Source organism: Mycobacterium aquaticum, from assembly GCF_002086485.1.
Taxonomy (GTDB): domain Bacteria; phylum Actinomycetota; class Actinomycetes; order Mycobacteriales; family Mycobacteriaceae; genus Mycobacterium; species Mycobacterium aquaticum.
The window spans coordinates 76,120-102,725 of record NZ_MVHF01000029.1; the positions used below are offsets into that span (position 1 = coordinate 76,120).

A 26,606-nucleotide genomic window follows, 5' to 3' on the forward strand; every position below is an offset into this window, starting at 1 on the left:
ACGACGCAGACGGCCGGGCGGGAAACCGCCCGGCCGTTTGTCGTTCACGGAAGCCGTGCGCGGCGTCATTTCGCTCCTCGCGTGCGCGGCGTCGTTTCGCTCCTCGCGTGCGCGGCGTACCGTCAGCGTGTGCCGCGCAAGCCACCGATCGATCCTGTCCGCTGGACCCCGCCACCGGTCGGAGAGTTGCCCGACTTCGCGGCGGCCGAGCTGACGGTCGTGCCGATGCCAGGTGACGGGCCGGAGGACGTCGTTGTCGACGCCACCGGACAACTGTGGACCGGGCTGGTCGACGGGCGCATTGTGCGCGTGACTCCCGACGGGGCCGCGACGGTGGTGGCCGACACCGGCGGGCGTCCACTCGGCATGCACGTGGCGCGCGACGGCCGAGTGTTGATCTGCGACAGCCACCGCGGCCTGCTGGCGTTGGACCCGACGACGGGCACGTTGTCGACATTGATCGATTCGATCGAGGGGCGTCCGCTGATGTTCTGCTCGAACGTCACCGAAACCTCGGACGGCACAATCTATTTCACGGAGTCCACCAGCCGGTTCCACTTCGAGTACTACCAGGGCGCGATCCTCGAGGCCCGCGGCAGCGGCAGCCTGTTCCGGCTGGATCCGGACGGCACCGTCACCACGCTGGTCCAGGGACTCTACTTCGCCAACGGGGTGACCCCCACCGCCGACGAATCGGCGTTGGTGTTCGCCGAAACCCAGGGTCGCCGGTTGTCCAAGTACTGGCTGAGCGGGCCGGCGGCCGGGACCGTGACACCGCTTGCCGAGCATCTGCCCGGCATGCCCGACAACATCTCCACCGCGCCCGACGGCCGGATCTGGGTCGCGCTGGTCAGTTCCATCATTCCCGCGGCCGAGCGGCTGGCCCCGCTGCCGCCGGTGCTGCGCAAAGTGGTGTGGCGGCTGCCCAATGCCCTGCTGCCGAAGATCAAGCCCGAGGTGTGGGTGGTGGCCTTCGACGCCGAAACCGGTGCGGCCGTCACAGGCATCCGAACTCAGAACCCAGCTTTCGGGGCGGTCACCGGCGTCGTCGAGACGGGCGGAAAACTGTGGATGTCGACGATCGAGTTTCCTGCTCTGGCTAATACCCAGCTTTAACACGAGTCACATACGTCACAGCGTGGCTCCCCGGAATCGGCGCCCGGATCGCCTAACCTTCGGACACGATGGCGACCTTGCGGAGTATCTCGACGCGCGCGTTCATGCGCGGATCTTCCGTGCTTGCGGCGTTGACGATGCTCGCGGCACCGGCCTTGGTGATCGCGCCGACAGCGACCGCGGACCCTGTCGCGGCACCGGCCCCGGCACCGCCGCCACCGGACTGCCCGTTCAAGGTGACGACGCCGCCCGCGGTGGACTCATCGGAGGTGCCGAAGGCGGGCGACCCGCCGCTGCCGCTGCCGGTGCCGACGAAAACCATCGGGGGCGAAGCACTCTCGGGCTGCGGCATCATCACCGCGCCCGACACCCCGCCGGTGCCCAATGACATCTCCGCCGACGCCTGGGTGGTGGCCGACCTCGACAGCGGCGACATCATCGCCGCTCGCGACCCGCACGCCCGGCACCGGCCCGCGAGCATCATCAAGGTGCTCGTCGCCACGGCCGCGCTCAACGAACTGAATCTCAACAAGCGCATCCAAGGCACCCAGGAAGATGCCAACGCCGAGGGCACCCGCGTCGGCGTCGGGCCCGGCGGCGTGTATTCCATCAACGACCTGTTGCACGGCCTGCTGATGCACTCGGGCAACGACGCCGCCCACGCCCTGGCCATGCAGCTCGGCGGCATGGACACGGCGCTGCAGAAGATCAACGTGTTGGCGGGCAAGCTCGGTGGCCGCGACACCCGGGCGGCCACCCCGTCCGGGCTCGACGGGCCAGGCATGAGCACCTCGGCCTACGACATCGGACTGTTTTACCGCTACGCCTGGCAGAACCCGGTGTTCGCCGACATCGTCGCCACCAAGTCCTTCGATTTCCCTGGGCGCGACGGAAATCCGACGTATCCGATCGAGAACGACAACAAGCTGCTGGACAACTACCCCGGCGCGCTCGGCGGCAAGACCGGCTACACCGACGACGCCGGACAGACCTTCGTCGGCGCAGCCGATCGCGACGGCCGCCGCCTGGTGGCGATCCTGATGCACGGCACCCGGCTACCGATCGCCCCGTGGGAGCAGGCAGCTCATCTTCTCGACTACGGTTTCGCCACCCCGAAGGGGACCAAGGTCGGCACCCTGGTGGATCCCGACCCGTCACTGACGAAACCCAAGCAACCCGACGCGCCGTCGGCAGCGGAGGCTGCGTCCGTCCTACCCGCGGCCGACGCGCTGCCGGTGCGCGTGGGGGTGGCGATCGTCGGGGGCATCATTGTGTTCCTGCTGATCATGGGTGCCCGGTCACTGAATCGCCGCCCGCAGCACTAGCTGTTCTGCTTGATGAAGCCGAGCGCCTGCTCGGCGACGTCGCGCCAGCCGCTGTCGATCACCAATGAGTGTCCGCGACCCGGGATCTCGACGATCTCGGTGACATTGGGGTTCTTCTTGTTCAGCTTGTAGGACGCATTGGCGATCGCCCACGGGACTGTGTTGTCCTTTTCGCCGGAGATCACCAGCAGCGGACCGCGCTGCGGGTTCCTGGTGTTGACCTTCGTCTGCGACGCGGGGTTGAAGTTGGCGACGGCAGCCTGGAACAGCGGGGCACCCGAACCGGCGACGGAGTACTCGTCGTAGAGCCGGTTCGACTCCTCCTCGGACACGGCGTTGCCGAAGGCGAACCGGAATTGCTTGCGGGTCAGGGCGATCGCGCGACCGTAGTTGAGCGGATTGCCGAGGACCGGGAATGCGGCCCGCAGCGCCGACACCGGCAGCGGGAGTACACCGCGGAACGGTGCCGGGTCGATGGCAACCGACACCGCGGCCAGCCCCATACCGGCGAGCTGTTGGGTGATCAGTCCGCCGAAAGAGTGCCCGATCACGATGGGCTTGCGGGCAAGAGCACGGATCACCTCCGCGTAATGCTCGGTGATGGCACCGACCGTCTTGTGAGCGAACACCGAGGGATCGCGGCGTGCGTGCGCGACCGTTGCCGGGTCGTCCGGCCAGCCGGGGGCCAGGGTGACGAAGCCCTGCTCCTCGAACAATCCGCGCCAGTTGTCCCAGCTGGTCGGCAGCAGCCAAAGGCCGTGGATGAAGACGACGGGCTGGGCTCCGGAGCTGTTCGCGCGGTCGATCTCGGCCTGTTCCCAAGGGGTGATGGTGGTGGTCATGTCGGTCTCCTATCGGTAGAAAGAACGGTCGTTCTGCTGGGCTTTAACCAGCGGCCCGCACGATCTGTTCCCGATTGCAGAAAGAACGTTCTGCCTACCGGGCGTACGGTCGAGGTATGGACTCGTCGACCCCCGTCTCGCAGGCCCGCGAACGCCTCCTGCGCACCGCCGCGGAGCTCTTCTACCGCGAGGGCATCCACTCGGTCGGCGTAGACCGGATCCTCGCCGAAGCAGGAGTGACGCGCGCGACCATGTACCGGCACTTCGCGGGCAAGGAAGGTCTCGTCGAGGCCTACCTCGCGCTGGAGGATGCGACGATCCGCGGCTACTTCTCCGACGCCGAGACGCAGGCCGGCCCGGACGACGACATGCTCGAGCTCGTGATCGACGGGATCGCCGAAGACATCGCGCGCTACCACACCCGCGGCTGCCCCTTCATCAATGCCGCCGCCGAATATCCCGACCCCGACAGCAAGGTCCGCAAACTCATTGCGACGCATCGCAATTGGTTTCGCAGCGCACTCGAACACGCCGCGGCCGGGCGCGCCGCCCCCGCCGACGTCGCGGCATCGCTGGTCCTGCTGCGCGACGCCGCGCTCGTCGGTGGGTACCTCGACGGGATCGAGACGACGAAGCGCTCGTTCGTCCGGGCGGCACGACAGGCGGCGGGGCTCCCGGCCGAGAACTCTCCTGCCGAGCAGACGTGAACTCCCCCATTTTGGTCTGAAATTGGGGTAGTTCACGTCTGCTCGCCCAGAGAAAAGTTGGCGAGGCTTGCGAGGTTCTGACCGATCGGTCTAATCTCAGACCATGCGGTCTGACCGTTCGCAGACGTTCACAGAACAGGCTCGGCGCCGGCAGATCATCGACGCGGCCACCGAGGTGATCGCGGCGTCCGGTTACTCCCAGGCATCGCTCGCGCGCATCGCCGCCCACATCGGTGTCGCGAAAAGCGTTGTCCTCTACCACTTCACCACCAAGGCCGAGATAATCGAGGCGGTGTTCGTCGACATCTTCGAACGTGGCGCGGCGGTCATCGTCCCCGCCGTCAACGCAGAGACCACCGCCTCGGCCCGGCTGACGGCCTACATCCGGGCCAACATCGCATTCGTCGCCGCCAACAGGTCCACTGCCGTGGCGATGCTGGAGCTGATGGCCGGGTACCGGGACCCGGACGGGCTGCGTCTCGACCAGGCGGCGGCCAAATCGGTGCAGGACCACCCGCCGACCGGCGATCTGGCCGCCCTCGACCCGCAGGCGATCTTCGCGCAAGGCCTGCGCGACGGCGAATTCCGTGAACTGTCACCGCAGTTCATGAAGAACATCCTGCGCGGCGCGCTGGACAGCGCCGCCGCCGAATACGCCAGAGACCCCGATTACGACGTGGTGGGCCATGGCGAGGAACTGGTCGCGATTTTCCGACGCGCAACCACATGACGAGTGGAGGGACACCGTGGCAAGCGACGCACTGATGGGAAACGCACTGCTGGCGGGCGCGATCGTGCTGGCCGGCGGGGCGATCGGAGCGGGGATCGGCGATGGGCTGGCCGGCTCACAGTTCATCGCCGGGGTGGCTCGCCAGCCCGATGCTCAATCACGGTTGTTCACACCGTTTCTCATCACCGTCGGCCTCGTCGAGGCCACGTTCTTCATCAACATCGCCTTCATGGCGCTGTTCGTCTTCGCCACGCCGGGCGGGTAGATGGCGACCATCGGCGTCATCGCCATCGGCAGCCGTGGTGACGTCGCGCCGCTGACCGGCGTGGGGGTCCGCTTGCGGCAGGCGGGGCATCGGGTCGTCGTGGTCAGCTACCCGTTGTTCGGTGAGCTCATCACAGGTTGCGGCCTGGAATTCCGGTCGATCGACGTGGACGACGACAGCGCCGCCGATCTGGCCGATGTGTCACCTGCCGACGCCGTGCGGGGTCTGGCCGCGTTCCTCTCCCCCGGTGGCATGCGGAAACTGGGCGATCGGGTGCTGACTGCGCTGCGCGACGAGCAGGTGGATCTGCTGATGCTGTCGCCGTTCGCCGAGTTGGTCGGCCATCCACTCGCCGAGGCTCTCGGTGTGGCCAGCGTCGGACTTCGGTTGCAGCCGTTGTCTTCCACCGCCGACTACCCGCCGGCCGTGCTGGGATCGTGGTCGGCGGGTGGGCGCGGCAACCGTGCGGCCGCGCGATGGGGCGAGCGTCTGATCGACGGTATATACCGCGGGACTGTCAACGGGTTTCGCACGGAATTGGGCCTGCGGCGGGAGTCCACCCGACGGCTGCGGTACGCACGCACCGCATCGCGCTGGCCCATCCTGTACGGGTACTCCCCCACGGTGCTTCCACGGCCTGCCGACTGGCGGCCGGGCATCGAGGTGGTCGGCTATTGGTGGCCGCCCCGACCCGCCGGTTGGGAGCCGCCGGCCGAGCTGGTGCGGTTTCTCGACGACGGCCCCGCACCCGTGGTGGTCAGCTTCGGCAGCACGGTAACCAGTGTCGCTGCGGCCGAACGGGTTTCGCTTCTGGTGCGCGACTCCCTGCGTGCCGCCGGGGCCCGCGGCGTGATCCAGTCCGGCTGGGCCGGGCTGACCGCATCGGGGCCTGACGTGATCGGCGTGGGTGAAGTGCCGCACGACTGGTTGTTCGCCCGGTCAGCCGCGGTGGTCCACCACTGCGGGGCGGGCACCGCGGCAGCCGGACTCCGTGCGGGCGTGCCCGCGATCGCGGTGCCGAACCAGGCCGATCAACCGTTCTGGGCCCGACGGCTCAACACTCTCGGCGTCGCCCCGGCCGCGATCCCGCGCCGTCGGCTGACCGCGGAAAATCTCGCGGAAGCCATCCGGATAACCTTGTCCGACAGCAGGTTCCGGGACAACGCCGCCGAGCTGAAAGCCCGCATCGACGCCGAGGACGGGGCCGGCCGGGTGCTCACCGTCGTCGAGGAGTTGCTCGCCTGACACTGCCGAGCAGACATAGGTGTACGCGAACCGCGGCGTGTCGGGGTACCTCCGCGTCTGCTCGCGGAAAGAAAAGAGAGTCAGGCCCGCGCGACGAAGCGGAAACGGTCGCCGCGGTACACCGACCTGGTCCACTCGACGACGCGGCCTGTCTTGTCCCGGCTGGTGCGGTGTACCAGCAGCAGGGGCTGCCCGGTGGCGATCCGCAGCAGCTCCGCCTGATCCGGATTGGCCAGCGCGGTCTCGACGGTGTCCTCCACCGAGTGCACACCGCGGTCGTAGCAATCCCGCAGCGCGGCATACAGCGAACCCTTCTCGGCCAGCCGCGCCTCCAATCGCGGCAGCGCACCGGGCAGGTGTGCCTCCTCGATGGCCAACGGCTCCCCGTCGACCTCACGCAACCGTGTGAGGAGATGGATCCGCTCGCCCGGAGCGATCTCCAGATGTTCCGCGACGGCCGGCTCGGCACGTACCCGCTCCAGCCCGAGGATCTGCGAAGAGGGTTGCATCCCTTCGGCTTTCAGATCGTCGGTGAGGGACGACAACTGCCGGACGTGTACCACCTTGGGCGGCGCGACGAAATTGCCGCTGCCCTGGGTACGGCGCAGCACCCCCTCCCCCGCCAACTCCGCCAGCGCCTTGCGCAGCGTGGTCCGTGACGTGCCGAGCTGTTCGGCGAGCTGGCGCTCCGGGGGCAGCGACGCACCTCGGTCGAGTCCGGCAATCAGATCGGCCAGCGCGAGCTTGACCTGGAAGTACCGCGGCGGGGCAGGTTCGGCCATATCAGTTTTCCCTCACCTCTTGACGGACGAAATTGGTGTATGCCAATGTTACCTCCATCATATTGGCGTATACCAATCTGACCCCGTCACATTCATCCCGCAGCGAGAGGAACCGCACGTGGGCTCTACCGAAACTCGAAAAACCCCGCGGCTCGCGGTGCTGGTGGGGATCGCCGCCGCCAGCGTCGGCGTCATCTACGGCTACGACCTGTCCAACATCGCCGGAGCGATGCTGTTCATCCCCAAGGAGTTCGACCTCGACACCGCGGCCGTCCAATGGATCACCACCATGGTCGTGATCGGTGAGATCGCCGGCGCGATCATCGGTGGCTGGCTGGCCAACCGCATCGGCCGCAAGAAGTCCGTGGTGCTGGTGGCGGTCACCTACGCGGTGTTCGCGCTGATGTGCGCGCTGTCGGTCTCGGTGCCGATGCTCATGGTCGCGCGGCTGCTGCTGGGCCTCACCATCGGCGTCTCGGTGGTGGTGGTGCCGGTGTTCGTCGCCGAGTCGTCCCCCGCCGACATCCGCGGGTCGCTGCTGGTGGCCTACCAGGTGGCCACGGTGGTCGGCATCATCATCGGCTACCTGGCCGCGTACGCGCTGGCAGCATCGGGTGGTTGGCGCTGGATGCTCGGCCTGGCCGCCGTGCCCGCCGTCGTGGTCGCCCTCATCCTGATGCGGATGCCCGACACCGCCCGCTGGTACATGCTCAAAGGCCGCACCGAGGAAGCTCGCCGCACGCTGCAGATGGTCGAACCCGCCGCCGACGTCGACGCCGAACTGGCCGAGATCAGCAGGGCATTGCACGAAGAACGCGGTGGGGCGTTCCGCGAGATGCTGCGTCCGCCCTACCTGCGGGCCACCGTGTTCGTCGTCGTACTCGGGTTCTTCATCCAGATCACCGGCATCAATGCCATCGTCTACTACAGCCCGAAACTGTTCGAGGCCATGGGTTTCCACGGCAACTTCGCATTGCTGATCCTGCCCGCCCTGGTCCAGGTCGCCGCCCTGGTCGCGGTGTTCGTATCGCTGGTGCTCGTCGACCGGTTGGGGCGCCGCCCGATCCTGCTCGGTGGCATCGCCATGATGGTGCTGGCCAACGCCCTGCTGATCGGCGTCTTCGTCGCAGGCGAGAACTTCGGCGGGGCGCTGACGGCTCTCGGTTTCATCGGAGTGCTGCTGTTCACCGTCGGATTCACCTTCGGTTTCGGCGCGCTGGTCTGGGTGTACGCGGGTGAGAGCTTCCCGTCACGGCTGCGCTCGATGGGTTCCAGCGCGATGCTCACTTCCGACCTCGTGGCCAACGCGATCGTGGCAGGCTTCTTCCTCACCATGCTGCAAACCCTCGGTGGATCCGGCACCTTCGCGGTGTTCGGTGCACTGGCCCTGCTGGCCTTCGTCTTCGTCTACAAGTTCGCGCCGGAGACCAAGGGCCGCCAGTTGGAGGACATCCGGCACTTCTGGGAGAACGGCGGCCAGTGGCCTGCCGTGACCGCCAGCGGCGCCGAGGCCGAGACGACCGGACGATGACCTCGGCGGCGGTGCTCGGCCTGGACATCGGCGGCTCGAAGACCCAGGCCCTGCGGGTGGAGAATGGCACGGTGGTCGCCGAGGCCCTGGCCGGCAGCGCAAACATCTCGTCGGTAGGTCTCGAAGAAGCCGGCAAGCAGCTCGACGTCATCCTCGACCAGCTGGGCACCAACGGAATCAAGGCGGTGTGTGCCGGTGCGGCGGGTGTCGAAACGCCCGACGGCGAGGCCCGGCTGCGTGATCTGCTGGCCCGCCGACTGCCCTGCGCCCGCATCCGGGTGGTGCACGACAGCCAGCTGATCCTGGCCGCCGCAGGCGTCATCGACGGCATCGCCATCATCTCGGGCACCGGCTCGGTGGCCTGGGGGCGCCGGGGCGATCAGCAGAGCCGGGCCGGCGGCTGGGGCTACCTGCTCGGCGACGAAGGAAGTGGCTACTGGGTGGCCCGGGAAGCGTTGCGGCGCAGCCTGATCCGCGCCGACCGGGGAGAGCCCGCAGACCGGCTCGGCCAGCAGCTCGCCGCTGATTGCGGCCTGCAACTGCCCGAACAACTACTCGACCACTTCTACGCCCAGCCCGACCGGCGGTATTGGGCCGGACGCGCCCGCGTGGTGTTCGAACTGGCCCGCGACGGCGACCCGGTGAGCCGCGACATCATCGACGCCGCCGCGGCGGAACTGGCCGAGCTCGCGGTGTCGGTCGGCACGCGGCTCGGTTCCTCCGGTCCGGTGGTGCTGGCCGGCGGCCTTGCCGTCCATCAGCCCGCACTGCAGAAGGCGGTCCGCACCCGGTTGGCCGAACAGCAGTTCACCGACGTCCGCGTCCTCGCCGCCGACCCCGTGCGGGGTGCGGTGGAACTGGCCCAACGACTACTACTGACATGTGATCCCGAGAAGGAGAAGAAGTGAGCAACCTTGACGCCACCCCCGTGAGCGCCCCCGGCCACCTGATGGCCGCCGAGATCGCCGAACAACCGCAGGTATGGCGCCGTCTGCTGACAGAAGGGCTGGACCCGATCCGGGCCGCAGCCGACCGGATCACCCGGGCCGCACCACGTTTCGCACAGTTGGTGGCCCGCGGAACCAGCGACCATGCCGCCTTGTACGCCAAGTACCTGATCGAGATCAGACACGGCCTGCCCGCCGGGCTGGTGTCGCCGTCGACCGTCACGGTGTACGGCGCGCAGCCCGATCTTCGCGACGTGCTCTACATCGCGGTCAGCCAGTCCGGCGGGTCGCCCGATCTTGTGCGCTCGGTCGAGGTCGCCCGCGCGCAAGGCGCTCTGACCGTCGCCGTCACCAACAACGCCGAATCCGACCTGGCTGCGGCCGCCGAGATCCACATCGACGTGCTGGCCGGCTCGGAACGCTCAGTTGCGGCGACCAAGTCCTACACCGCCGAACTGCTGGCCCTGCGCTTGCTGCTCAGCGGTGCCGACGAAGGCGGCACGGAGGCCCTGCCCGAACTCGGTGAGGCCGTCCTGGCCAGCGGTGAGCAGGTCCGCGAGGTCGCGCAACGCTACCGCTTCGCGCAACGGCTCATCACCACCGCGCGCGGCTACTCCTACCCCACCGCCCGGGAAGCCGCGCTCAAACTGATGGAGACCTCCTACCTTTCGGCGCAGGCATTCTCGGGCGCCGATCTGCTGCACGGTCCGCTGGCCACCGTCGACCCGCAGGTGCCGGTGTTGGCCATCGTGCCCGACGGCGTAGGCGGGCAGGCCATGCTGCCGGTGCTGGAGCGGTTGGCCGAGCGGCACGCCGACGTGTTCGGCGTGGGCGCCCCTGCGGCACTGGCCGGGCTGGCCGGTGGCATCGCGCTGCCCACGGTGCCCGACGAGCTCTCCCCGCTACTGGAAATCCTTCCGCTGCAACAACTTGCCCTGCACCTGGCACTGGCCCGCGGCGGCGACCCGGACCAGCCGCGCGGGCTGCGCAAGGTCACGGAGACCCTGTGACACTGATCGCGGCGGGCACCGTGGTGGCCGCTGACGGGGTGCACCGGCCGGGCTGGATCGAGACGAGTTCGGACCGCATCATCGGGTGCGGCGCCGGCGCTCCTCCACGGCCCGCGGACGCCGAACACCCCGACGCGGTCGTGGTGCCCGGATTCGTCGACATCCACGTGCACGGCGGTGGCGGCGCGTCCTACACCGACGGCGTGGCCGACGAAATCGTCCGCGCGGCAACGTTTCACCGCAGCCACGGCACCACCACCACGCTCGCCAGTCTGGTCACCGCGTCGCCGGCCGAGCTGCTGCGCGAGGTCACGGCGCTCACCGAAGCCACCGCTGCCGGTGTGGTCGCCGGGATCCATCTGGAAGGGCCGTGGCTGAGCTCGGCCCGCTGTGGCGCGCACGACGCCACGCAGCTGCGCGATCCGGACCCGGAGGAGATCAACGCCGCGCTGGCCGCAGCCGACGGTGCCATCCGCATGGTCACCATCGCACCAGAACTGCCCGGCGGCGACGACGCGATCCGGCTGCTGGTCGACTCCGGAGTCGTTGTCGCAGTTGGCCATACCGATGCCAGCTACCAGCAGGCCCACCGGGCGGTCGAACTGGGTGCGACCGTCGGCACGCATCTGTTCAACGCGATGCGGCCGCTGCACCACCGTGACCCCGGCCCCGCCATGGCTCTGCTCGAGGACCCGCGGGTCACCGTGGAACTGATCGCAGACGGTGTGCACGTGCATCGCGCCCTGCTGCGTCACGTCGTCGACTTCGCGGGCGCCGAGCGGGTCGCGCTCATCACCGACGCCATGGCCGCAGCCGGGCTGGCCGACGGGTCGTTCCGGCTCGGCACACTCGACGTCGATGTCGCCGACCATGTCGCACGGGTGCGTGGCATGTCGACCATCGCAGGCAGCACGGCGACGATGGACCTGATATTCCGGGCTGCCGTGGACCTTTCGACGTCCGATGCTGCGCTGGCCGCCGCGGTGCAGATGACGGCGACGACACCGGCCCGCACCGTCGGGCTCACCGATATCGGCAGCATCGCGCCGGGCCTACGCGCCGATCTGGTGGTGCTCGATGCCGACCTTGCCGTGCAGGCCGTGATGTCGAGCGGTCGCTGGGCGGACCCGGTCAGCCTCGGTTCATCAACGCTGTGATGGTCTCTGCGGCGGTCAGGGCCCGGGTCACCATGCCGACCCCTTCGCCGGCATTGACCGGCGTGGCCCGGCCCGCGGCGTCGACCAGCACACGCTCGGGAATGCTTGAGGGCCAACCGTATCCGGAGGCGATATCGAATTCGGAGGTCAGCGTCGTCGATCCGGCGCCGGCGGCGAGCAAGGCGTCGCGCGCAGAATCCGGCGTGATCGCTTCGACACACGTGGAGAACGCGGTGCCCACCCACGCCGCGGCGGCGCCGGCCGCCAGAACCGCCGCCACGCCGCGCGCCGAGGCGATGCCTCCCGCGGCGAGGACCGGTACCTCGACCGTGTCGAGCACCTCGGTCAGCAGAGGCAGGGTGCCGACGAGCGGCTTACCGTGCCCACCGCCCTCGGCGCCGCGGGCCACCAGCACGTCCACCCCGGCGTCGACGGCGCGGCGCGCCGCGTCGACCGTGGCAACCTGCGTCGTCACCCGCACCCCGGCGTCGTGGGCCCGCCGCACCCATTCCCAGTCCTCACCGAAGCTCACGCTGAGCAGCGCGGGCCGGGCGGCCAGCGCCTCGTCGAGCAGCTCGGGTTGGTTGCTCATCACCCAGTGCACGAGGCCGATGCCGAACGGACGGTCGAGGGGGCCGAGCTCGGCGAGTTCGCGCTTGAGCAACTCGGCCGTCGCGGCGCTGCCCATGCCGATCATCCCGAGGCCACCGGCCCGCGACACCGCCGCGGCCAACCGGCCACCGGCCGCACCGCCCATGGGCGCGTTGACAATTGGCACTTCCAGGCCCATGTCGCGCGCCCAGTCGGTAACGATGCTCACACCGGGCGATGCTACACTCGCGCCTGCCAGCATCTGGCACCGGACGAGGGTGGCACCGTACCCGGACAGCGACAAGACGGGCCTTGGAGGTTGGCCATGGCCTGGTGGATTCTGATTGTCTCCGGTGTGCTGGAAGCGGTGTGGGCCACCGCGCTGAGCAAGTCCGCGGGTTTCACCCGCCTGGTCCCGTCCGTGATCTTCATCGTCGCATTGACGCTGTCGATGGGGGGCCTGGCGATTGCGATGCGCACGCTGCCGCCGGGCACGAGCTACGCGGTCTGGGTCGGTATCGGGGCCGTGCTCACCATCGCCTTCGCGATGCTGACCGGGGCGGAATCCGCGTCGGTGATCAAGGTGCTGTTGATGCTCGGCGTGGTCGGCTGCATCATCGGGCTCAAGGTCGTCACCCACTAGCTGCCTCACCGAAAACACACCGGCAAGGCCCCGATAGCGGCAGGATCCGGATATGAGTTCCGACGAACGAGTATGCCAATTCCAGGAACGCCGCGACCGGATCGCCGAGGAGTACCTCAAGCCGGCCGGCGCCCGGCCGCCGTCATCGGCCCGGGGCCTGCATCACACCGCGCTGGTCAGTGGCGATGTCGAGCGCACCGTCCGCTTCTACCAGGAGCTGCTGGAGTTCCCGCTGACCGAGATCATCGAGAACCGGGACTATCCGGGGTCGACGCATTTCTTCTTCGACATCGGCAACGGAAACCTGCTGGCGTTCTTCGATTTTCCCGGTCTCGACGTCGGCCCGTACCAGGAGGTCCTCGGCGGCCTGCACCACATCGCGATCAGCGTCGAACCGCAGCGCTGGCGGCATCTGCGCGACAAGCTGACCGCCGCCGGGGTGGACCTCGCCGAACACAGCGAGGTGTCGCTGTACTTCCGCGACCCCGACGGTGCGCGCATCGAGCTCATCGCCGACCCGCTGGGCGAGATGTACGGGTCGAAGGTGCTCTGAATCGGGCTAGCGTCGCAGCAGCCGCGAAATACCCAGCGCGCCAATCGCACCGGCTGCCGCGGCGGCGATCAGGCCAGTGGCGCCGGGCCCCTCGTTGATCTGCACCCGGGTGGTGATCTGCGCCGGGTCGGGCGGTGGCACGGTCTGCTCGGCCAGGCTCTCCGTCGACGTCGCCGCCCACGCCGTGGCGAACAGGATCAGCCGGGCCGTGACATAGGCGAACACCATGAGGCCCACCACCGGACCGAAGGTCGCCCCCGCGGGGCCGCGCGTGACGGACTGCAGGTAGATCGACGCCACCTGCTTGAACATCTCGAACCCGACGGCAGCCAGCAACCCGGCCCGCAGGGCGCTGCGCAAGTGCACGGACTCGCGCGGCAACCGGGCGATGATCAAACTGAACAACACCCACGAGATCAGCACCGAAACCAGGATGGACACCACGCGAAGTCCGCCGCCGAGCGCGGCGAAGTCATGTAAGCCGATCCATCGCAACACTTTCCGCATCAACTCTGGGTCGCCCAGCGCGGTGAGCGCGATGGTGAGCACCACCGCCAGAAACGCCGACACCAGGGCCAGTAGGTCAGACAGCTTGGTGCCGACGAAACTGGCATCGGTCTTGTGCTGCAGCCACATCTGGCTCAGCGCCTCACGCAGGTTGGCCATCCAGCCCAGCCCCGCCCAGGCCGCGGTGGCCAGACCGATCACGCCGACGGTGCCTCGGGAGGCGATGGCGGAGTCCATCAGGGTGACCAACTGATGACCGAGGTCACCGGAGACCACCGACCGGATGCGGTTCTCGAGGTCGGCGAGCAGGTCGGGCTTGCTGGCCAACACGAACCCGCCGAGTGCGAACCCGACCATCAACAGAGGGAACAGCGAAAAGATGGTGAAGTAGGTGATCCCGGCGGCGTAGAAGTTGCCGTTGCAGTCGTTATACCGATCCTGGGCGCGCATCACCCGGTCGAACCACGGAAAGCGAGTCCGTAGCCGGTCAAGGAATCCCGGTTTCTCCTGCTCGTTCACGCACCACCCTCCCCCGGGCGCCTACGACGTTTGCTGCAGAAACCCTATCGCGTCGTAAACCCGGGTGAGGGTCTTGCCGGCAACCTCTCGGGCCCGCTCCGCACCGGCAGCCAGAACGGAGTTGAGTTCGGCAGGGTCGGCCAGCAACTCATCGACCCTGGTCTTGATCGGTGCGACGAACTCGACGACCACCTCGGCGGTGTCCTTTTTCAGATCGCCATATCCGCGGCCGGCGTAATCCTGCACCAGCGTGTCGACCGCGGTTCCGGTGATCGCGGACTGGATGGTCAGCAGATTCGAGATGCCCGGCTTGTTCTCCGGATCGAAGCGGATCTCCCGCTCACTGTCGGTGACCGCCGAGCGGATCTTCTTGGCCGTGGCCTTGGGATCGTCGAGCAGGCTGATCAGGCCGGCGTCGGTGGCCGCCGACTTGCTCATCTTGGCGGTCGGATCCTGCAGGTCGTAGATCTTGGCGGTGGCCTTGGGGATCATCGCCTCCGGGACCACAAAGGTGCCCGGGAACTGCCCGTTGAGCCGTTGCGCGAGGTCGCGGGCCAGTTCGAGGTGCTGGCGCTGGTCCTCACCGACCGGGACCAGGTCGGTGTCGTAGAGCAGGATGTCGGCGGCCATCAACACCGGGTAAGTGAACAGGCCGACCGTCGCGGCGTCCGTGCCCTGCTTCTGCGACTTGTCCTTGAACTGCGTCATCCGCGAGGCCTGCCCGAAGCCCGTGAAGCAGCCGAGCACCCACGCCAATTGGCTGTGTTCGGCCACATGGCTCTGCACGAACACCGTGCTGCGGGCCGGGTCGATGCCGAGTGCCAGGTACTGGGCCGCAGTGACCAGGGTGCGCCGACGCAGCGTCGCGGGGTCTTGCGGGACCGTGATGGCGTGCTGGTCGACGACGCAGAAGAACGCGTCGTAGCCGTCCTGCAGCTGGGCCCAATGGGTGACCGCGCCCAGCGCGTTGCCGAGGTGCAGGGAGTCGGAGGTGGGTTGGGCGCCGGAGAACACGACGCGTTTGCTTCCGCTAGTCATGATGGCGTCGATTTTCGCACTGCTGTCATCCGCTTTATTCACCGGTCAGCTGACGCAGCACGCGTAGGAACACCTCGCGGTCGTCTGCGGTGAGTTCTCCCAGCCAACGCTCCTCGCCGATCTGGATCTCGGCCTGGGCGGCATCCTTGACGGCCCGGCCGGAATCGGTGATGGCCAGCAACCGCACCCGGCGGTCATCGGGATCGGCCGTGCGCTCGATGTACCCCTGCTGCTGCAGTTCATCGAGGGTCGCAATGATGCGCGTCTTGTCCGCACCGATGGCCTCGGCCAGGGCGGCCTGCGTGCGCACCGGCGCCCGGTCCAGCGCGAGCAGCACGACGTAGCCCCACATGCTCAGGCCGTGCGCGGTCAGCACGGGCAGCTCCGCGGCGGCCAGTTCACGCAGCAGCGGGGCCAGCATCGCCGCCAGATCAGGACGATTCGCCACCGCGTCATCGTAGGCATTGTCAATTCATATGCTATCGCTTATCGTAAGCGTATGCCTACTATTGATGGAGATGTCCGCCCCTACCACCGCAGAGCCGTGTTGCAGTCCGTCGACGTCGTCAACACCGTCACACCGGCAGACCTGGACCGGCCCACCCCGTGTGCGGGCTGGAACCTGGGAACCCTGCTCGACCACATGACGGTGCAGCACCGGGGCTTCGCGGCCGCCGCCCGCGGCAACGGGGCCGACACCGAGGGCTGGCAACCCGGGACGGTCACCGACGCCGTGCGGGCCGATCCCGCCGGCGCATACGCCGAAGCCGCGCAGGACGTGCTCGACGCGGTCGCCGCCGACGGCGTGACCGACGCGCAGTTCGCACTACCCGACTTCGGACCGGGCGCGAGCTTCCCGGGCGCGATGGCGATCGGGTTTCACTTCGTCGACTACGTGGTGCACGGCTGGGACGTCGCCGCGACGCTGGGCGTGCCCTACGAGCCGGCGCCCGACATCGTCGCCGCAGTCCTGCCACTGGTGATGATGATTCCCGACAGCGACTTCCGCAGCACCCCGGACGCGCCGTTCGGGCCGGCCGTCAACGCCTCGGGCGCAACGGATTTCGACAAGATCCTGGCCCACCTGGGGAGGCGGCCGGACTGGGCTCAGGCGTAGTGGACGGTCACCGGTGAGTGGTCGGACCACCGCAGCGCATACAGCTCGGCGCGGTCGACGCGGGCGCTGACCGCCCTGGCGGCCAGCCCAGGGGTGGCCAGGTGGTAGTCGATGCGCCACCCCGCGTCGTTGTCGAAAGCCTTGCCCCGCCATGACCACCAGCTGTAGGGCCCGGCGACATCGGGGTGCAGCTGGCGCACCACGTCGACCCATCCGGTGGCCAAAAGCTCGGTCAGCCATTGCCGTTCGGCAGGCAGGAACCCGGCTTTCTTGACGTTGCCTTTCCAGTTCTTGATGTCGTTCTCTGTGTGAGCGATGTTCCAGTCCCCACACACGACCGCTTCGCGACGTTTACGCCGCAGCACCGCCATCCGATCGGCGACCGTCGCCATGAACCGCTCCTTCTCGAGCTGACGGTCGGTCTCGGCCTCACCGGTCGGGAAGTACACACTGACCACCGTGGCACCGGCCGTGTCGGCCTCCAGGTACCGCCCGTGGGCGTTGAACTCGTCGGATTCCAGCAGCCGGATGGCGGTGATGGGATGCCGTGACAGCACCGCAACCCCGTTGCGTCCCTTGACGTGCGGCTCGGCGGAAGCCAGTGACCAGCCGTCGGCCAGGGCAGGCGCTAGCGCGTCGGCGAGCTGATCGTCGTCGGCACGCGTCTCCTGCAGACAGACCACCTCGGCCTCGGTCTCCTTGAGCCACGGCAGCAGACCGAGGTTGTCGGTGGAGCGCTGCTTGACCGCGGCGCGGATGCCGTTGACGTTGATGGTGCTGACGATCAGCGAGCCGGGTGATGCCACGGCCGAGACCCTACCGACCCGCACCGACACACTCTTGCGGTACCGGCGGTATCACCTTAATGTCGGGCGAATGGCCGAACGAGCACCGATCCACCTTGGCACCGACAATCCCGATGCCGAGCCGGTCCTGCTGCTGCACCCGTTCCTGCTCTCGCAGAGCGTGTGGAAGTACGTCGCCCCGCAGCTCGCCGAGCGCTACGAGGTGTTCGCGCCGACCATGTCGGGACACAACGGCGGCAACGCGGGACCAGCGCTGCTCGACGTGGCCGCACTGGCCGACGACGTGGAGCGCCGCCTGGACGAACTGGGCTGGGGCACAGCCCATGTCGTCGGCAACTCACTGGGTGGCTGGGTCGCTTTCGAACTGGACCGCCGCGGCCGGGCCCGCACCCTCACGGGGATCGCGCCCGCGGGCGGCTGGGCCCGGTTCACGCCCGTCAAGTACGAGATCATCGCCAAGTTCATGGCCGCACTGCCGATCGTGGTCGCCACGGCCCTGCTCCGCCAGCGGGTGCTGAGCCTGCCGTTCGCACGACAGATCACCTACCCCGCGGTCAGCGCCACCGCCGACGGCCTCAACGACGGGGACCGTCGCGACCTCGTCGACGACGTGGCGCACTGCAGCGCCTACTACAAGCTGATGATCAGGGCCCTCACCACGCCGGGCCTGCTGGAGATCGCACACTCCCGCACGCCGACCCAGCTGGTGATCTGCGAGAAGGACCGGGTGCTGCCCGCACCCCGGTTCACCCGGCACTTCACCGACAGCCTCGCGCCCGGGTCGGTGATCAAGCGCCTCGACGGCGTCGGTCACGTGCCGATGTTCGAGGCGCCCACCAGGATCACCGAGCTGATCAGCGAGTTCATCGATCACAACACCGACACGGCCCGCGCGACCGGCTGACGCCGCGCCGCGCCTATGCCTCCAACGCGCGCTTGAGATGGTCGGCGATGGTGGCCAGGAAGGCTTCGCTGGTCTGCCAGGCCTGGTCCGGGCCGATCAACAACGCGAGGTCCTTGGTCATCGCCCCGCCCTCGACCGTCTCGATGACCACGTGTTCGAGCGTCTCGGCGAAGTGTGCCACCTCCGGTGTGCTGTCCAGCTTGGCCCGATGTTCCAGGCCGCGGGTCCAGGCGAAGATCGACGCGATCGGGTTGGTCGAGGTCGGCTTGCCCTGCTGGAACTGCCGATAGTGCCGCGTGACGGTGCCATGCGCGGCCTCGGCTTCGACAGTCTTTCCGTCCGGCGTCATCAGCACCGAGGTCATCAGCCCGAGCGAGCCGTAACCCTGTGCGACGGTGTCGGATTGGACGTCGCCGTCGTAGTTCTTGCAGGCCCAGACGTAGCCGCCCTCCCACTTCAGGCAGGAGGCCACCATGTCGTCGATCAGGCGGTGCTCGTAGGTCAGCCCGCGCTTGTCGAACTCCGCCTTGAACTCCTCGTCGAAGATGCGCTGGAACTCGTCCTTGAACATCCCGTCGTAGCCCTTGAGGATGGTGTTCTTGGTCGAGAGGTAGACCGGGTAATCCTGTTGCAGCCCATAGGAGAACGACGCACGGGCGAAGTCCTGGATGGACTTGCGGAAGTTGTACATGCCCATGATGACGCCGCCGTCCTCGGGGATGTGGACGACTTCGTGCACCATCGGCTCGCTGCCGTCGTCCGGGGTGAACGTGACGGTGAAGGTGCCGGGCTTGTCCACCTTGGTGTTGAAGGCGCGGTACTGATCACCGAACGCGTGGCGGCCGATGATGATCGGCTTGGTCCAGCCCGGGACCAGCCGTGGCACGTTTTTGATCACGATCGGCGCACGGAAGATGGTGCCGCCCAGGATGTTCCGGATCGTGCCGTTGGGCGAGAGCCACATCTTCTTGAGATTGAACTCCTTTACCCGAGCCTCGTCGGGGGTGATGGTCGCGCACTTGACCCCCACGCCGTGCCGCTTGATGGCATTGGCCGCGTCGATGGTGACCTGGTCGTCGGTCGCGTCGCGGTGTTCGATACCCAGGTCGTAGTAGTCCAGGTCGATGTCGAGGTACGGCAGGATCAGCTGATCCTTGATCATCTGCCAGATGATGCGGGTCATCTCGTCACCGTCGAGCTCGGCGACAGTGCCTTCGACTTTGATCTTGGACATGTGAGCCCGCACCCTCCTGCTCGTCGAACGTCTCTCGCGGCCACCCTACAAGGGCGAGCAGCCGCGATGACGTGGCCGCATCCGTACCGGGGAGTAGCGTGCCGACCCGGCCGCGGCACGGATTGCAACACGTTCCAGCGGCCCTCGACACAGACCCGCCAGAACGACCACTTGGTTCCCGCCCGCCGTCATGAGATATTCTTGGACGCGGTCATGAGTGCCAGCGATAAGCCCCGGCTTGCTGGCCGGCAACCCTCCAACCGCGGTGGGGTGCCCCGGGTGATGACCAGGTTGAGTAGCCGTCAGCGGCTGCAAGGCAAGCGCGGGTCCGAAGGTACGGGCCCCCAGAGAGACAGGGAAACCTGATGGAGGCCACCCATGTGCTGTCGTCCGTGAGCTGTTTGCGTCCGTCCGCCGTCTGCATGTGCAGGCCCGACGCCCGGTAGCCGATTCACCCGACTTCATAGGAGACACCGACCATGACTACCCCCGACGCCTGGTCGTTCGAAACCAAGCAGATCCACGCGGGTCAGACACCCGACAGCGCGACCAACGCCCGAGCCCTGCCCATCTACCAGACCACGTCGTACACCTTCCGCGACACCGACCACGCCGCGGCGCTGTTCGGGCTGGCCGAGCCGGGCAACATCTACACCCGGATCATGAACCCCACCACCGATGTGGTGGAACAGCGCATCGCCGCGCTCGAAGGCGGTGTCGCGGCGCTGTTCCTGTCCTCCGGGCAGGCCGCCGAGACGTTCGCGATCCTGAACCTCGCCGGCGCAGGCGATCACATCGTGTCGTCCCCGCGGCTGTACGGCGGCACCTACAACCTCTTCCACTACACGCTGCCCAAGCTCGGCATCGAAGTCAGCTTCGTGGAGAACCCCGATAATTTGGAGTCCTGGACTTCCGCCGTCCGGCCCAACACCAAGGCGTTCTTCGCCGAGACGATCTCCAACCCGCAGATCGATGTGCTCGACATCCCGAACGTGGCTGCCCTGGCGCATGACAACGGCGTGCCGTTGATCGTCGACAACACCATCGCCACGCCGTACCTGATCCAACCGATCGCCCACGGCGCCGACATCGTCGTGCACTCTGCCACCAAGTACCTCGGCGGCCACGGCTCGGCGATCGCAGGCGTCATCGTCGACAGCGGCAACTTCGACTGGACCAACGGCAAGTTCCCGGGGTTCACCGAGCCGGACCCCAGCTACCACGGTGTGGTGTTCGCCGACCTCGGCGCGCCCGCCTACGCGCTCAAGGCCCGGGTGCAGCTGCTGCGGGATCTCGGTTCCGCAGCCGCACCTTTCAACGCCTTCCTCATCGCGCAGGGATTGGAAACGCTGTCGCTGCGCGTTGAACGCCATGTGTCCAACGCCCAGAAGGTCGCCGAGTACCTCGCAGGGCACCCCGACGTGATCTCGGTGAACTACGCCGGGCTGCCCAGCTCCCCCTGGTACGAACTGGGCCGCAAGCTGGCCCCCAAGGGCACTGGCGCCGTGCTGGCGTTCGAGTTGGCGGGCGGCATCGAGGCCGGTAAGGCCTTCGTCAACGCACTCACCCTGCACAGCCACGTCGCCAACATCGGTGACGTCCGCTCGCTGGTGATCCACCCGGCATCGACCACCCATCAGCAGCTCAACCCCGAGGAGCAGTTGGCCAGTGGGGTCACCCCCGGGCTGGTGCGCCTTGCCGTGGGCCTGGAGGGCATCGACGACATCCTGGCCGACCTTGACCAGGGTTTCGCTGCCGCGCGTCCGTTCCGCGCCGCCGATCAGGCCACGGCGACGGTGTGAGGAACGTGAGAACAGCACAGTGACCATCACCGAGATCCCTACCGTGTCCCCCGACCATCCCCGCGCCCAGCTGCCCGCCGAGGGCGAACTCGGCGCGGTGAACATCGGCGCACTGCGCCTGGAGAACGGCGCCGTCCTACCCGACGTCACCATCGCCGTGCAGCGCTGGGGCGAGCTGTCCCCGACCCGCGACAACGTCGTGGTGGTGCTGCACGCACTGACCGGTGACTCGTACATCACCGGTCCGGCCGGCCCCGACCACCCGACCCCCGGGTGGTGGGACGGTGTCGCCGGCCCGGGTGCCCCGATCGACACCGACCGCTGGTGCGCGATCTCCACCAACGTGCTCGGCGGGTGCCGCGGCTCCACCGGCCCCGGGTCGCTTGCTCCCGACGGAAAGCCTTGGGGCTCAAGGTTTCCCCAGATCACCATCCGCGATCAGGTAGAAGCCGACCGGGCTGCGCTGGCGGCGCTCGGCATCACCAAGGTCGCGGCGGTGGTCGGCGGCTCGATGGGCGGGGCTCGCGCGCTGGAGTGGCTGGTCAGCCATCCCGACGAGGTCGGCGCCGGTCTGGTGCTCGCGGTCGGGGCACGCGCGACCGCCGACCAGATCGGCACCCAGAGCAGCCAGGTCGCGGCCATCAAGGCAGATCCCGACTGGCAGGGCGGCGACTACTACGGCACCGGCCGCGAACCGCTGACCGGTATGGAGATCGCCCGGCGATTCGCGCACCTCACCTACCGCGGCGAAGAGGAGCTCGACGCCCGGTTCCGCAACGACGCACAAGGGGGCGAGGATCCCGGCAGCGGTGGCCGCTACGGGGTGCAGAGCTACCTGGAGTATCAGGGCGGCAAGCTGGCGGCCCGGTTCGATCCCGGCACCTACGTCGTACTCTCCGACGCACTGTCCAGCCATGACGTCGGCCGTGGCCGCGGCGGGGTGCGGGCCGCGCTGCGCGGTTGCCCGGTTCCGGTGATCGTCGGCGGGATCACCTCCGACCGGCTCTATCCCATCCGGCTGCAGGAGGAGCTCGCCGAGCTGCTGCCCGGTTGTCGCGAATTGGACGTCGTCGACTCGGAGTACGGGCACGACGGGTTTCTGGTCGAGACCGAGGTGGTCGGCAAGCTGGTGCGCCGCACACTGGAGCTGATACCGAGGTGAGTGTGTCGGGCCCGCAGCGTTCCCTCTCATTCGGCTCGGAGGCCGCGGCCTACGAACGCGGCCGCCCGTCCTATCCACCGGAAGCGATCGACTGGCTGTTGCCTGCCGGCGCGTCCGACGTGCTCGATCTGGGAGCGGGCACCGGCAAGCTCACCACCCGGCTCGTCGAGCGCGGTCTGAACGTGATCGCCGTCGATCCGATCCCGGAAATGCTGGAGCTGCTGACGAATTCGCTGCCCGATACGCCGGCTCTGCTGGGCACTGCCGAGGAGATCCCGTTGGCGGACAACAGCGTCGACGCCGTGCTGGTGGCACAGGCCTGGCACTGGTTCGATCCGGAGCGGGCGGCGGCCGAGGTCAGCCGGGTGCTGCGTCCGGGCGGGCGGCTGGGCCTGGTGTGGAACACCCGCGACGAACGGATGGGCTGGGTCAAGGACCTTGGGCAGATCATCGGTCACGAAAACGATCCGTTCAACCACGAGGTGACGCTGCCCGCACCGTTCGCCGAGACCGAGCGCCAGCAGGTCGAGTGGACGAGTTATCTGACGCCGCAAGCACTTATCGATCTCGTGGCGTCACGTAGCTACTGCATCACCTCGCCTGAGCAGGTGCGCACGCGCACGCTGGGGCAGGTTCGCGAGCTGCTGGCCACGCACCCCGCGCTGGCCAACAGCTCCGGCTTGGCGCTGCCCTACGTGACGGTGTCCATCCGGTCCACGCTGTCCTGACCAAGCGCTAGGAGCGCGCGAGAAACGCTCCGATCACGGCGGTCCCGGGGCCTGGCCGAGCGCCCGGGCCCGCCGTGGCGGTCGTCGTCGCGGCGTCGAGTTCACCGCCACAGTGCGCGCACACCGTCTTCGCCGTTGTGACGCAACCACATTCGGTGTGAACCAGCAGTGCCGGTGGGCCGTCATCCCCCGCCAGCCACTTGTCGCCCCATGCCAGCAATGCGGTCAGCACGGGATACACGTCGCGCCCCTTGGCGGTGAGCAGGTATTCATGGCGCGGCGGCGTGCTCTGGTACTGCCTGCGTTCCACCACGCCGTGGCGTTCGAGTTCGTCGAGCCGGGTGGCCAATACGTTCGGCGCGATGCCGAGGTCGCGGCGGAGGTCCTCGAAGCGCGTCATCCCCGCGAACAGGTCACGCAGGATCAGGGGGGTCCACCGCTGGGCCACCACCTCGACCGCCCGCGCGATCGAGCACGAGACGGCACCGAAGGACTGTTTGGCCACGCGCCAACCCTAGTCCATTGCAATTCGCAATGAACTAGAGTTGAGTGGGTTGCAAATCGCAAGCGACCTCGGGAGCGGCTATGACAACAAGGACGACAGATTCGGTGACCGCGTTCTGCGAGGCCACCCGCACCAACAACATCGCAGCCATCGCAGACCTGCTGGCTCCCGATGCCGAGCTGGTCTCACCGTTGTCCGGCCGGATGGTGTTCCGTGATCGGGACCTTCTGCTGTTGCTCACCGCGGTGTACACGGGGCTGCGCGACGTCAGCTGGCACGAACTGATCGGCGACGGCACCACCCGGGTCGCCGTCAGCGAAGGCCGCATTGCCGGCGTGACCATCACCGATGCGCTGGTGTTCGAGCTCGACGCCGCCGGACGGATCCGACGGCTTCGCCCGCACCTGCGGCCGTGGTTGGCGACGACGCTGTTCGCCGTGCTGCTGGTCCCGAAGCTGGCCCGCCACCCCGGCGTGCTGCGCCGCGCCCTCAGGCGCTGAGCTCGGCGGCGTCCGCGTCCTCGGCGCCGAACCACCGCTGCAGCGCGTCGGTCAACCCACCGTCGTCGAATCCGTCTGCGGCCCAGGCGACATACCCGTCGGGCCGGATCAAAACGGCAGCCGGCCCGTCGACCATCCGCACCCGGACGATGTCGACCCGGTCGGCCCATCCCTGCGCGGCGTCGGCATAACCACCGGCGGAATCGACCAGCACCGGCCGGCCGGCCCGCATCAGTTCAGCGACCCGACGGCCGTCGTCGAGAACCAGTTCGGGCACCATCGATCCGCAGAGCGGGTGTCCCCCGGATCCCATGTCGTAGGGCAGGTCGGAGCCGGCGAGCACGTTCGCGATGTGCGTCGCACCGTCCGGCGTCGCCAGCAGTTCGGCGAAAAGTGTTCTCAGCGCTGCCACTTCGGGGCCTGCCGCCATCAGTGCGGCCTGGGCCAGCGACTGGGTCATCACGCGCTGGCCGATCGGGTGACGTTCGGTGTGGTAGCTGTCCAGCAGGCCCGGCGTAGCCCAGCCGTTCAGTTCGGCGGCCAGCTTCCAGCCGAGATTCATCGCGTCCTGCATACCCAGGTTCAGCCCGGGACCACCCATCGCGGAATGCACGTGCGCGGCATCACCGACCAGGAACACGTTGCCGGCCCGGTACCGGTCGGCCTGCCTGGTGTTCTGGCCGTTGATGCGCCGCAACGCATGTGGGCCCTCACCGGGCGGTGGCCCCATGGGCAGGTCCACGCCGATCACGCGGGCGGCGCTCTCCTGCAGTTCCGCCAACGTCAGCGGCGGAGCGTCCTCGGGCAGCATGTCACCGTACTCGATCGTCCCGACCATCGGCCTGCTCGGTTCGAACTCCGCGTAGATCAGCACACCACCGTCAAACCTGTTGTGTCCGAACGGGATATACCCGAATCCCGGCAGGTTCAGCCCACCGTCGCCACTGCGCAGCTCGTCCGGCACGCTGACGTGCGCGATCCGGCCGACCACCTCGGTGGTGAACCCGGGGAACTCGATGCCAACGCTCTTCCTGACGAAGCTGCGCCCGCCGTCGGCGCCGACGAGGTAGCGGGTGTCCAGCCGATAGGAGGCCCCGTGCGAGGTCACCGCCAACGTGACACCGTCTGCGCGCGAATCGATTCCGGTCAGCTCCTGACCCCAGCGAATTTCTACGCCAAGGGAGCCCACCCAGTCGACCAGTGTGCGCACGACACGTGGCTGCTGAATCATCATGCCGTACATGGGGTTGTCGGTCACCCCGAGGAAGGGCAGCCGCATACCCGCGAAGATGTAGCCGGGCATGGGTTGCGGCGGATCGGCCGAGCCGCTGAGCATCGAGTAGAGGCCCCGCAGGTCGAGCGCCCGAACCGCCTGCCCGACAATCCCATTGGCCTTCAACTCGGTACTCGGAGCGGGCAGTTGCTCGAGTACGACCGGGCGAATACCGGCCAACGCGAGCTCGCCGGCCAACAGCAGACCGTTGGGCCCGGCACCCGATATCACGACGTCTGTCTTCTCGGTCATTTCTTCCTCTCGGGTTCAGGCAGTCCGGCGGTGACGGCCGCGAATCCCTGTCGCAGCAGTGCGGTGAACGACACCGGTGGGTCTGCATGTGCGTACTGGTCCATCGCGACATCGCCCACGGCGCGGACGACGGCCACCACCAGCTGTGGATACATGTCGTGCACGGGATCTGTGCCGGTACGTTCAGCGATGACCGCCACCCATTCATCGAACATCGCGCGGAATGCCGCATCGCGGATCTCCGGAACCATCAACAGCTTTCGGACTTCGGCGAGCTGCTGACGAGTCGGTAGCACGTTCTCCGCACCGTACATGTCCGCGAAGTCCTCGTCGAGTGGCTCCAACACGGCCTCCATGACCGCTGTCCACAATGGCTCGTCGGCCGGTCGATTACGCAGCGTCTCGATGCTGCGCCGCATACGTTCGACCTGGCGGTAGGCCAGTGCGTCGTACTTGCCGCTGAAGTAATTGGTGAAGGTGCGCAACGAGACACCCGCCAAGTTGGCGATGTCTTCGCGGGTGACATTCTCCAGCCCGCGCTCGAACATGAGCCTCAGCGCGGCATCGCTGAGCGCCCGCCGGGTATCGAGTTTCTTGCGTTCCCTCAGCCCCACGCCAACCACGCTAACCAAATGTTGCCCATTGGGCAAAATTTCCTGTCGGGCAAGTTTATGACGGTTCGGTGGAATTGAGTTGAACGGCATTCATCGCCGAGATTCACACCAGGGACAAATTGAACGCTTGGATTCAAGCGGTGGCTGCAACGAATGTGGATGGGTCTGAGAGTAGTCGGTCGAGTTCTTCGGCGGGGGTGC

General features: G+C 67.8%; 29 protein-coding genes and 2 riboswitches. Of the genes, 18 read left to right on the forward strand and 11 right to left on the reverse strand.

Annotated elements, in window-relative coordinates:
* Positions 1-129 precede the first annotated feature (129 nt).
* Both BST13_RS24610 and BST13_RS24615 read left to right on the forward strand, forming a co-directional pair.
* Entirely contained in the window at positions 130-1,116 is a 987-nt protein-coding gene (locus tag BST13_RS24610; RefSeq protein WP_083166614.1) for an SMP-30/gluconolactonase/LRE family protein, read from the forward strand.
* 68 nt (positions 1,117-1,184) lie between these two features.
* Complete coding sequence (locus tag BST13_RS24615) at positions 1,185-2,441, forward strand: D-alanyl-D-alanine carboxypeptidase family protein (RefSeq protein WP_083166615.1); 1,257 nt, start codon at positions 1,185-1,187, stop codon at positions 2,439-2,441.
* Here BST13_RS24615 and BST13_RS24620 read toward each other — a convergent pair.
* The gene (locus BST13_RS24620; RefSeq protein WP_083166616.1) at positions 2,438-3,283 is read right to left on the reverse strand and encodes an alpha/beta hydrolase; all 846 of its coding nucleotides are present in this window, start codon (positions 3,281-3,283) and stop codon (positions 2,438-2,440) included. The two genes, BST13_RS24615 and BST13_RS24620, sit on opposite strands and share 4 nt — an antisense overlap.
* 116 nt (positions 3,284-3,399) lie before the next feature.
* Between BST13_RS24620 and BST13_RS24625 the strand changes: the two genes are divergently transcribed.
* The 4 genes from BST13_RS24625 to BST13_RS24640 all read left to right on the forward strand — a co-directional run bounded on the left by BST13_RS24625 (position 3,400) and on the right by BST13_RS24640 (position 6,230).
* Positions 3,400-3,990 carry a TetR/AcrR family transcriptional regulator gene (locus BST13_RS24625; RefSeq protein ID WP_083166617.1) on the forward strand — a complete coding sequence of 197 codons (591 nt, stop codon included), beginning with the start codon at positions 3,400-3,402 and terminating at the stop codon, positions 3,988-3,990.
* A 103-nt stretch (positions 3,991-4,093) separates the two neighbouring features.
* Positions 4,094-4,720, forward strand: a complete 627-nt coding sequence (locus BST13_RS24630) for a TetR/AcrR family transcriptional regulator (protein ID WP_083166618.1) — start codon at positions 4,094-4,096, stop codon at positions 4,718-4,720.
* A 34-nt stretch (positions 4,721-4,754) separates the two neighbouring features.
* Complete coding sequence (locus BST13_RS24635; protein WP_095533697.1) at positions 4,755-4,985, forward strand: F0F1 ATP synthase subunit C; 231 nt, start codon at positions 4,755-4,757, stop codon at positions 4,983-4,985.
* Positions 4,986-6,230, forward strand: a complete 1,245-nt coding sequence (locus BST13_RS24640) for a glycosyltransferase (protein WP_083166620.1) — start codon at positions 4,986-4,988, stop codon at positions 6,228-6,230.
* A gap of 80 nt (positions 6,231-6,310) precedes the next feature.
* Here the strand turns inward: BST13_RS24640 and BST13_RS24645 are convergent, their stop codons facing one another.
* The gene (locus BST13_RS24645; protein ID WP_083166621.1) at positions 6,311-7,012 is read right to left on the reverse strand and encodes a GntR family transcriptional regulator; all 702 of its coding nucleotides are present in this window, start codon (positions 7,010-7,012) and stop codon (positions 6,311-6,313) included.
* Between the two features lie 118 nt (positions 7,013-7,130).
* On the opposite strand from BST13_RS24645, the gene BST13_RS24650 reads away from it, so the two are divergent.
* Genes BST13_RS24650 through nagA form a run of 4 tightly spaced genes read left to right on the forward strand, consistent with a single transcriptional unit; the run spans position 7,131 to position 11,657 of the window.
* A complete protein-coding gene (locus BST13_RS24650; RefSeq protein WP_083166622.1) occupies positions 7,131-8,543 on the forward strand; it encodes a sugar porter family MFS transporter in 1,413 nt (470 codons plus the stop codon).
* A complete protein-coding gene (locus BST13_RS24655; protein ID WP_083166623.1) occupies positions 8,540-9,451 on the forward strand; it encodes an N-acetylglucosamine kinase in 912 nt (303 codons plus the stop codon). Before BST13_RS24650 ends, BST13_RS24655 begins: the two co-directional genes overlap by 4 nt.
* 41 nt (positions 9,452-9,492) lie before the next feature.
* On the forward strand, positions 9,493-10,500 hold the full coding sequence (locus tag BST13_RS24660) for an SIS domain-containing protein (RefSeq protein WP_211296177.1): 1,008 nt from the start codon (positions 9,493-9,495) through the stop codon (positions 10,498-10,500).
* Positions 10,497-11,657: an N-acetylglucosamine-6-phosphate deacetylase gene (gene nagA / locus BST13_RS24665; protein WP_083166625.1), complete on the forward strand. Its 1,161-nt coding sequence runs from the start codon at positions 10,497-10,499 to the stop codon at positions 11,655-11,657. The genes BST13_RS24660 and nagA overlap by 4 nt, the downstream gene beginning before the upstream one ends.
* Here nagA and BST13_RS24670 read toward each other — a convergent pair.
* Positions 11,632-12,447, reverse strand: coding sequence for a nitronate monooxygenase (locus BST13_RS24670; RefSeq protein WP_083166626.1), 816 nt, complete (start codon positions 12,445-12,447; stop codon positions 11,632-11,634). The two genes, nagA and BST13_RS24670, sit on opposite strands and share 26 nt — an antisense overlap.
* 50 nt (positions 12,448-12,497) lie before the next feature.
* A riboswitch (guanidine-III (ykkC-III) riboswitch) is annotated at positions 12,498-12,562 on the forward strand.
* 11 nt (positions 12,563-12,573) lie between these two features.
* On the opposite strand from BST13_RS24670, the gene BST13_RS24675 reads away from it, so the two are divergent.
* Together BST13_RS24675 and BST13_RS24680 are read left to right on the forward strand one after the other, a co-directional pair.
* Positions 12,574-12,891, forward strand: coding sequence for a DMT family transporter (locus BST13_RS24675; protein WP_083166627.1), 318 nt, complete (start codon positions 12,574-12,576; stop codon positions 12,889-12,891).
* A gap of 52 nt (positions 12,892-12,943) precedes the next feature.
* Positions 12,944-13,444, forward strand: coding sequence for a VOC family protein (locus BST13_RS24680; RefSeq protein ID WP_083166628.1), 501 nt, complete (start codon positions 12,944-12,946; stop codon positions 13,442-13,444).
* A gap of 6 nt (positions 13,445-13,450) precedes the next feature.
* On the opposite strand, the gene yhjD is transcribed toward BST13_RS24680, so the two are convergent.
* Genes yhjD through BST13_RS24695 form a run of 3 tightly spaced genes read right to left on the reverse strand, consistent with a single transcriptional unit; the run spans position 13,451 to position 15,929 of the window.
* Positions 13,451-14,470 carry an inner membrane protein YhjD gene (gene yhjD, locus BST13_RS24685; protein WP_083166629.1) on the reverse strand — a complete coding sequence of 340 codons (1,020 nt, stop codon included), beginning with the start codon at positions 14,468-14,470 and terminating at the stop codon, positions 13,451-13,453.
* 21 nt (positions 14,471-14,491) lie between these two features.
* Entirely contained in the window at positions 14,492-15,508 is a 1,017-nt protein-coding gene (gene trpS / locus BST13_RS24690; RefSeq protein ID WP_083166630.1) for a tryptophan--tRNA ligase, read from the reverse strand.
* Positions 15,509-15,542: 34 nt separating this feature from the next.
* Positions 15,543-15,929, reverse strand: coding sequence for a MarR family winged helix-turn-helix transcriptional regulator (locus BST13_RS24695; RefSeq protein ID WP_083166650.1), 387 nt, complete (start codon positions 15,927-15,929; stop codon positions 15,543-15,545).
* A 78-nt stretch (positions 15,930-16,007) separates the two neighbouring features.
* On the opposite strand from BST13_RS24695, the gene BST13_RS24700 reads away from it, so the two are divergent.
* Positions 16,008-16,625 (forward strand): TIGR03086 family metal-binding protein, encoded by a 618-nt coding sequence (locus tag BST13_RS24700; RefSeq protein ID WP_083166631.1) that lies wholly within the window; start codon positions 16,008-16,010, stop codon positions 16,623-16,625.
* Here BST13_RS24700 and BST13_RS24705 read toward each other — a convergent pair.
* Entirely contained in the window at positions 16,616-17,413 is a 798-nt protein-coding gene (locus tag BST13_RS24705) for an exodeoxyribonuclease III (RefSeq protein ID WP_083166651.1), read from the reverse strand. The two genes, BST13_RS24700 and BST13_RS24705, sit on opposite strands and share 10 nt — an antisense overlap.
* A gap of 88 nt (positions 17,414-17,501) precedes the next feature.
* Between BST13_RS24705 and BST13_RS24710 the strand changes: the two genes are divergently transcribed.
* On the forward strand, positions 17,502-18,335 hold the full coding sequence (locus tag BST13_RS24710) for an alpha/beta fold hydrolase (RefSeq protein ID WP_083166652.1): 834 nt from the start codon (positions 17,502-17,504) through the stop codon (positions 18,333-18,335).
* Positions 18,336-18,348: 13 nt separating this feature from the next.
* On the opposite strand, the gene BST13_RS24715 is transcribed toward BST13_RS24710, so the two are convergent.
* Positions 18,349-19,569 carry an NADP-dependent isocitrate dehydrogenase gene (locus BST13_RS24715; protein ID WP_083166632.1) on the reverse strand — a complete coding sequence of 407 codons (1,221 nt, stop codon included), beginning with the start codon at positions 19,567-19,569 and terminating at the stop codon, positions 18,349-18,351.
* Positions 19,570-19,778: 209 nt separating this feature from the next.
* A riboswitch (SAM riboswitch) is annotated at positions 19,779-19,898 on the forward strand.
* 150 nt (positions 19,899-20,048) lie between these two features.
* On the opposite strand from BST13_RS24715, the gene BST13_RS24720 reads away from it, so the two are divergent.
* Genes BST13_RS24720 through BST13_RS24730 form a run of 3 tightly spaced genes read left to right on the forward strand, consistent with a single transcriptional unit; the run spans position 20,049 to position 23,261 of the window.
* Positions 20,049-21,371: a bifunctional o-acetylhomoserine/o-acetylserine sulfhydrylase gene (locus tag BST13_RS24720; RefSeq protein WP_083166633.1), complete on the forward strand. Its 1,323-nt coding sequence runs from the start codon at positions 20,049-20,051 to the stop codon at positions 21,369-21,371.
* A gap of 43 nt (positions 21,372-21,414) precedes the next feature.
* Positions 21,415-22,533: a homoserine O-acetyltransferase MetX gene (gene metX, locus BST13_RS24725; RefSeq protein WP_425437045.1), complete on the forward strand. Its 1,119-nt coding sequence runs from the start codon at positions 21,415-21,417 to the stop codon at positions 22,531-22,533.
* Complete coding sequence (locus BST13_RS24730) at positions 22,530-23,261, forward strand: class I SAM-dependent methyltransferase (protein WP_083166635.1); 732 nt, start codon at positions 22,530-22,532, stop codon at positions 23,259-23,261. Before metX ends, BST13_RS24730 begins: the two co-directional genes overlap by 4 nt.
* 7 nt (positions 23,262-23,268) lie before the next feature.
* Here the strand turns inward: BST13_RS24730 and BST13_RS24735 are convergent, their stop codons facing one another.
* Entirely contained in the window at positions 23,269-23,766 is a 498-nt protein-coding gene (locus tag BST13_RS24735) for a winged helix-turn-helix transcriptional regulator (RefSeq protein WP_083166636.1), read from the reverse strand.
* Between the two features lie 80 nt (positions 23,767-23,846).
* Here BST13_RS24735 and BST13_RS24740 point away from each other — a divergent pair, with 80 nt between their 5' ends.
* The gene (locus BST13_RS24740) at positions 23,847-24,266 is read left to right on the forward strand and encodes a nuclear transport factor 2-like protein (protein ID WP_095533692.1); all 420 of its coding nucleotides are present in this window, start codon (positions 23,847-23,849) and stop codon (positions 24,264-24,266) included.
* On the opposite strand, the gene BST13_RS24745 is transcribed toward BST13_RS24740, so the two are convergent.
* Positions 24,256-25,791 carry an FAD-dependent monooxygenase gene (locus BST13_RS24745; RefSeq protein ID WP_083166637.1) on the reverse strand — a complete coding sequence of 512 codons (1,536 nt, stop codon included), beginning with the start codon at positions 25,789-25,791 and terminating at the stop codon, positions 24,256-24,258. The genes BST13_RS24740 and BST13_RS24745 overlap by 11 nt on opposite strands.
* On the reverse strand, positions 25,788-26,405 hold the full coding sequence (locus BST13_RS24750; RefSeq protein WP_083166638.1) for a TetR/AcrR family transcriptional regulator: 618 nt from the start codon (positions 26,403-26,405) through the stop codon (positions 25,788-25,790). Before BST13_RS24750 ends, BST13_RS24745 begins: the two co-directional genes overlap by 4 nt.
* Between the last annotated feature and the right edge of the window lie 201 nt (positions 26,406-26,606).

What these genes read in the sequence shown, in the direction of transcription:
- BST13_RS24615 (WP_083166615.1), top strand. Translation starts at nt 1,185, where the DNA reads ATGGCGACCTTGCGGAGTATCTCGACGCGCGCGTTCATGCGCGGATCT.
- BST13_RS24620 (WP_083166616.1), bottom strand. Translation starts at nt 3,283, where the DNA reads ATGACCACCACCATCACCCCTTGGGAACAGGCCGAGATCGACCGCGCG.
- BST13_RS24625 (WP_083166617.1), top strand. Translation starts at nt 3,400, where the DNA reads ATGGACTCGTCGACCCCCGTCTCGCAGGCCCGCGAACGCCTCCTGCGC.
- BST13_RS24630 (WP_083166618.1), top strand. Translation starts at nt 4,094, where the DNA reads ATGCGGTCTGACCGTTCGCAGACGTTCACAGAACAGGCTCGGCGCCGG.
- BST13_RS24635 (WP_095533697.1), top strand. Translation starts at nt 4,755, where the DNA reads ATGGGAAACGCACTGCTGGCGGGCGCGATCGTGCTGGCCGGCGGGGCG.
- BST13_RS24640 (WP_083166620.1), top strand. Translation starts at nt 4,986, where the DNA reads ATGGCGACCATCGGCGTCATCGCCATCGGCAGCCGTGGTGACGTCGCG.
- BST13_RS24645 (WP_083166621.1), bottom strand. Translation starts at nt 7,012, where the DNA reads ATGGCCGAACCTGCCCCGCCGCGGTACTTCCAGGTCAAGCTCGCGCTG.
- BST13_RS24655 (WP_083166623.1), top strand. Translation starts at nt 8,540, where the DNA reads ATGACCTCGGCGGCGGTGCTCGGCCTGGACATCGGCGGCTCGAAGACC.
- BST13_RS24660 (WP_211296177.1), top strand. Translation starts at nt 9,493, where the DNA reads ATGGCCGCCGAGATCGCCGAACAACCGCAGGTATGGCGCCGTCTGCTG.
- BST13_RS24670 (WP_083166626.1), bottom strand. Translation starts at nt 12,447, where the DNA reads ATGGGCCTGGAAGTGCCAATTGTCAACGCGCCCATGGGCGGTGCGGCC.
- BST13_RS24675 (WP_083166627.1), top strand. Translation starts at nt 12,574, where the DNA reads ATGGCCTGGTGGATTCTGATTGTCTCCGGTGTGCTGGAAGCGGTGTGG.
- BST13_RS24680 (WP_083166628.1), top strand. Translation starts at nt 12,944, where the DNA reads ATGAGTTCCGACGAACGAGTATGCCAATTCCAGGAACGCCGCGACCGG.
- trpS (WP_083166630.1), bottom strand. Translation starts at nt 15,508, where the DNA reads ATGACTAGCGGAAGCAAACGCGTCGTGTTCTCCGGCGCCCAACCCACC.
- BST13_RS24695 (WP_083166650.1), bottom strand. Translation starts at nt 15,929, where the DNA reads ATGCTGGCCCCGCTGCTGCGTGAACTGGCCGCCGCGGAGCTGCCCGTG.
- BST13_RS24700 (WP_083166631.1), top strand. Translation starts at nt 16,008, where the DNA reads ATGCCTACTATTGATGGAGATGTCCGCCCCTACCACCGCAGAGCCGTG.
- BST13_RS24710 (WP_083166652.1), top strand. Translation starts at nt 17,502, where the DNA reads ATGGCCGAACGAGCACCGATCCACCTTGGCACCGACAATCCCGATGCC.
- BST13_RS24715 (WP_083166632.1), bottom strand. Translation starts at nt 19,569, where the DNA reads ATGTCCAAGATCAAAGTCGAAGGCACTGTCGCCGAGCTCGACGGTGAC.
- BST13_RS24720 (WP_083166633.1), top strand. Translation starts at nt 20,049, where the DNA reads ATGACTACCCCCGACGCCTGGTCGTTCGAAACCAAGCAGATCCACGCG.
- BST13_RS24740 (WP_095533692.1), top strand. Translation starts at nt 23,847, where the DNA reads ATGACAACAAGGACGACAGATTCGGTGACCGCGTTCTGCGAGGCCACC.
- BST13_RS24745 (WP_083166637.1), bottom strand. Translation starts at nt 25,791, where the DNA reads ATGACCGAGAAGACAGACGTCGTGATATCGGGTGCCGGGCCCAACGGT.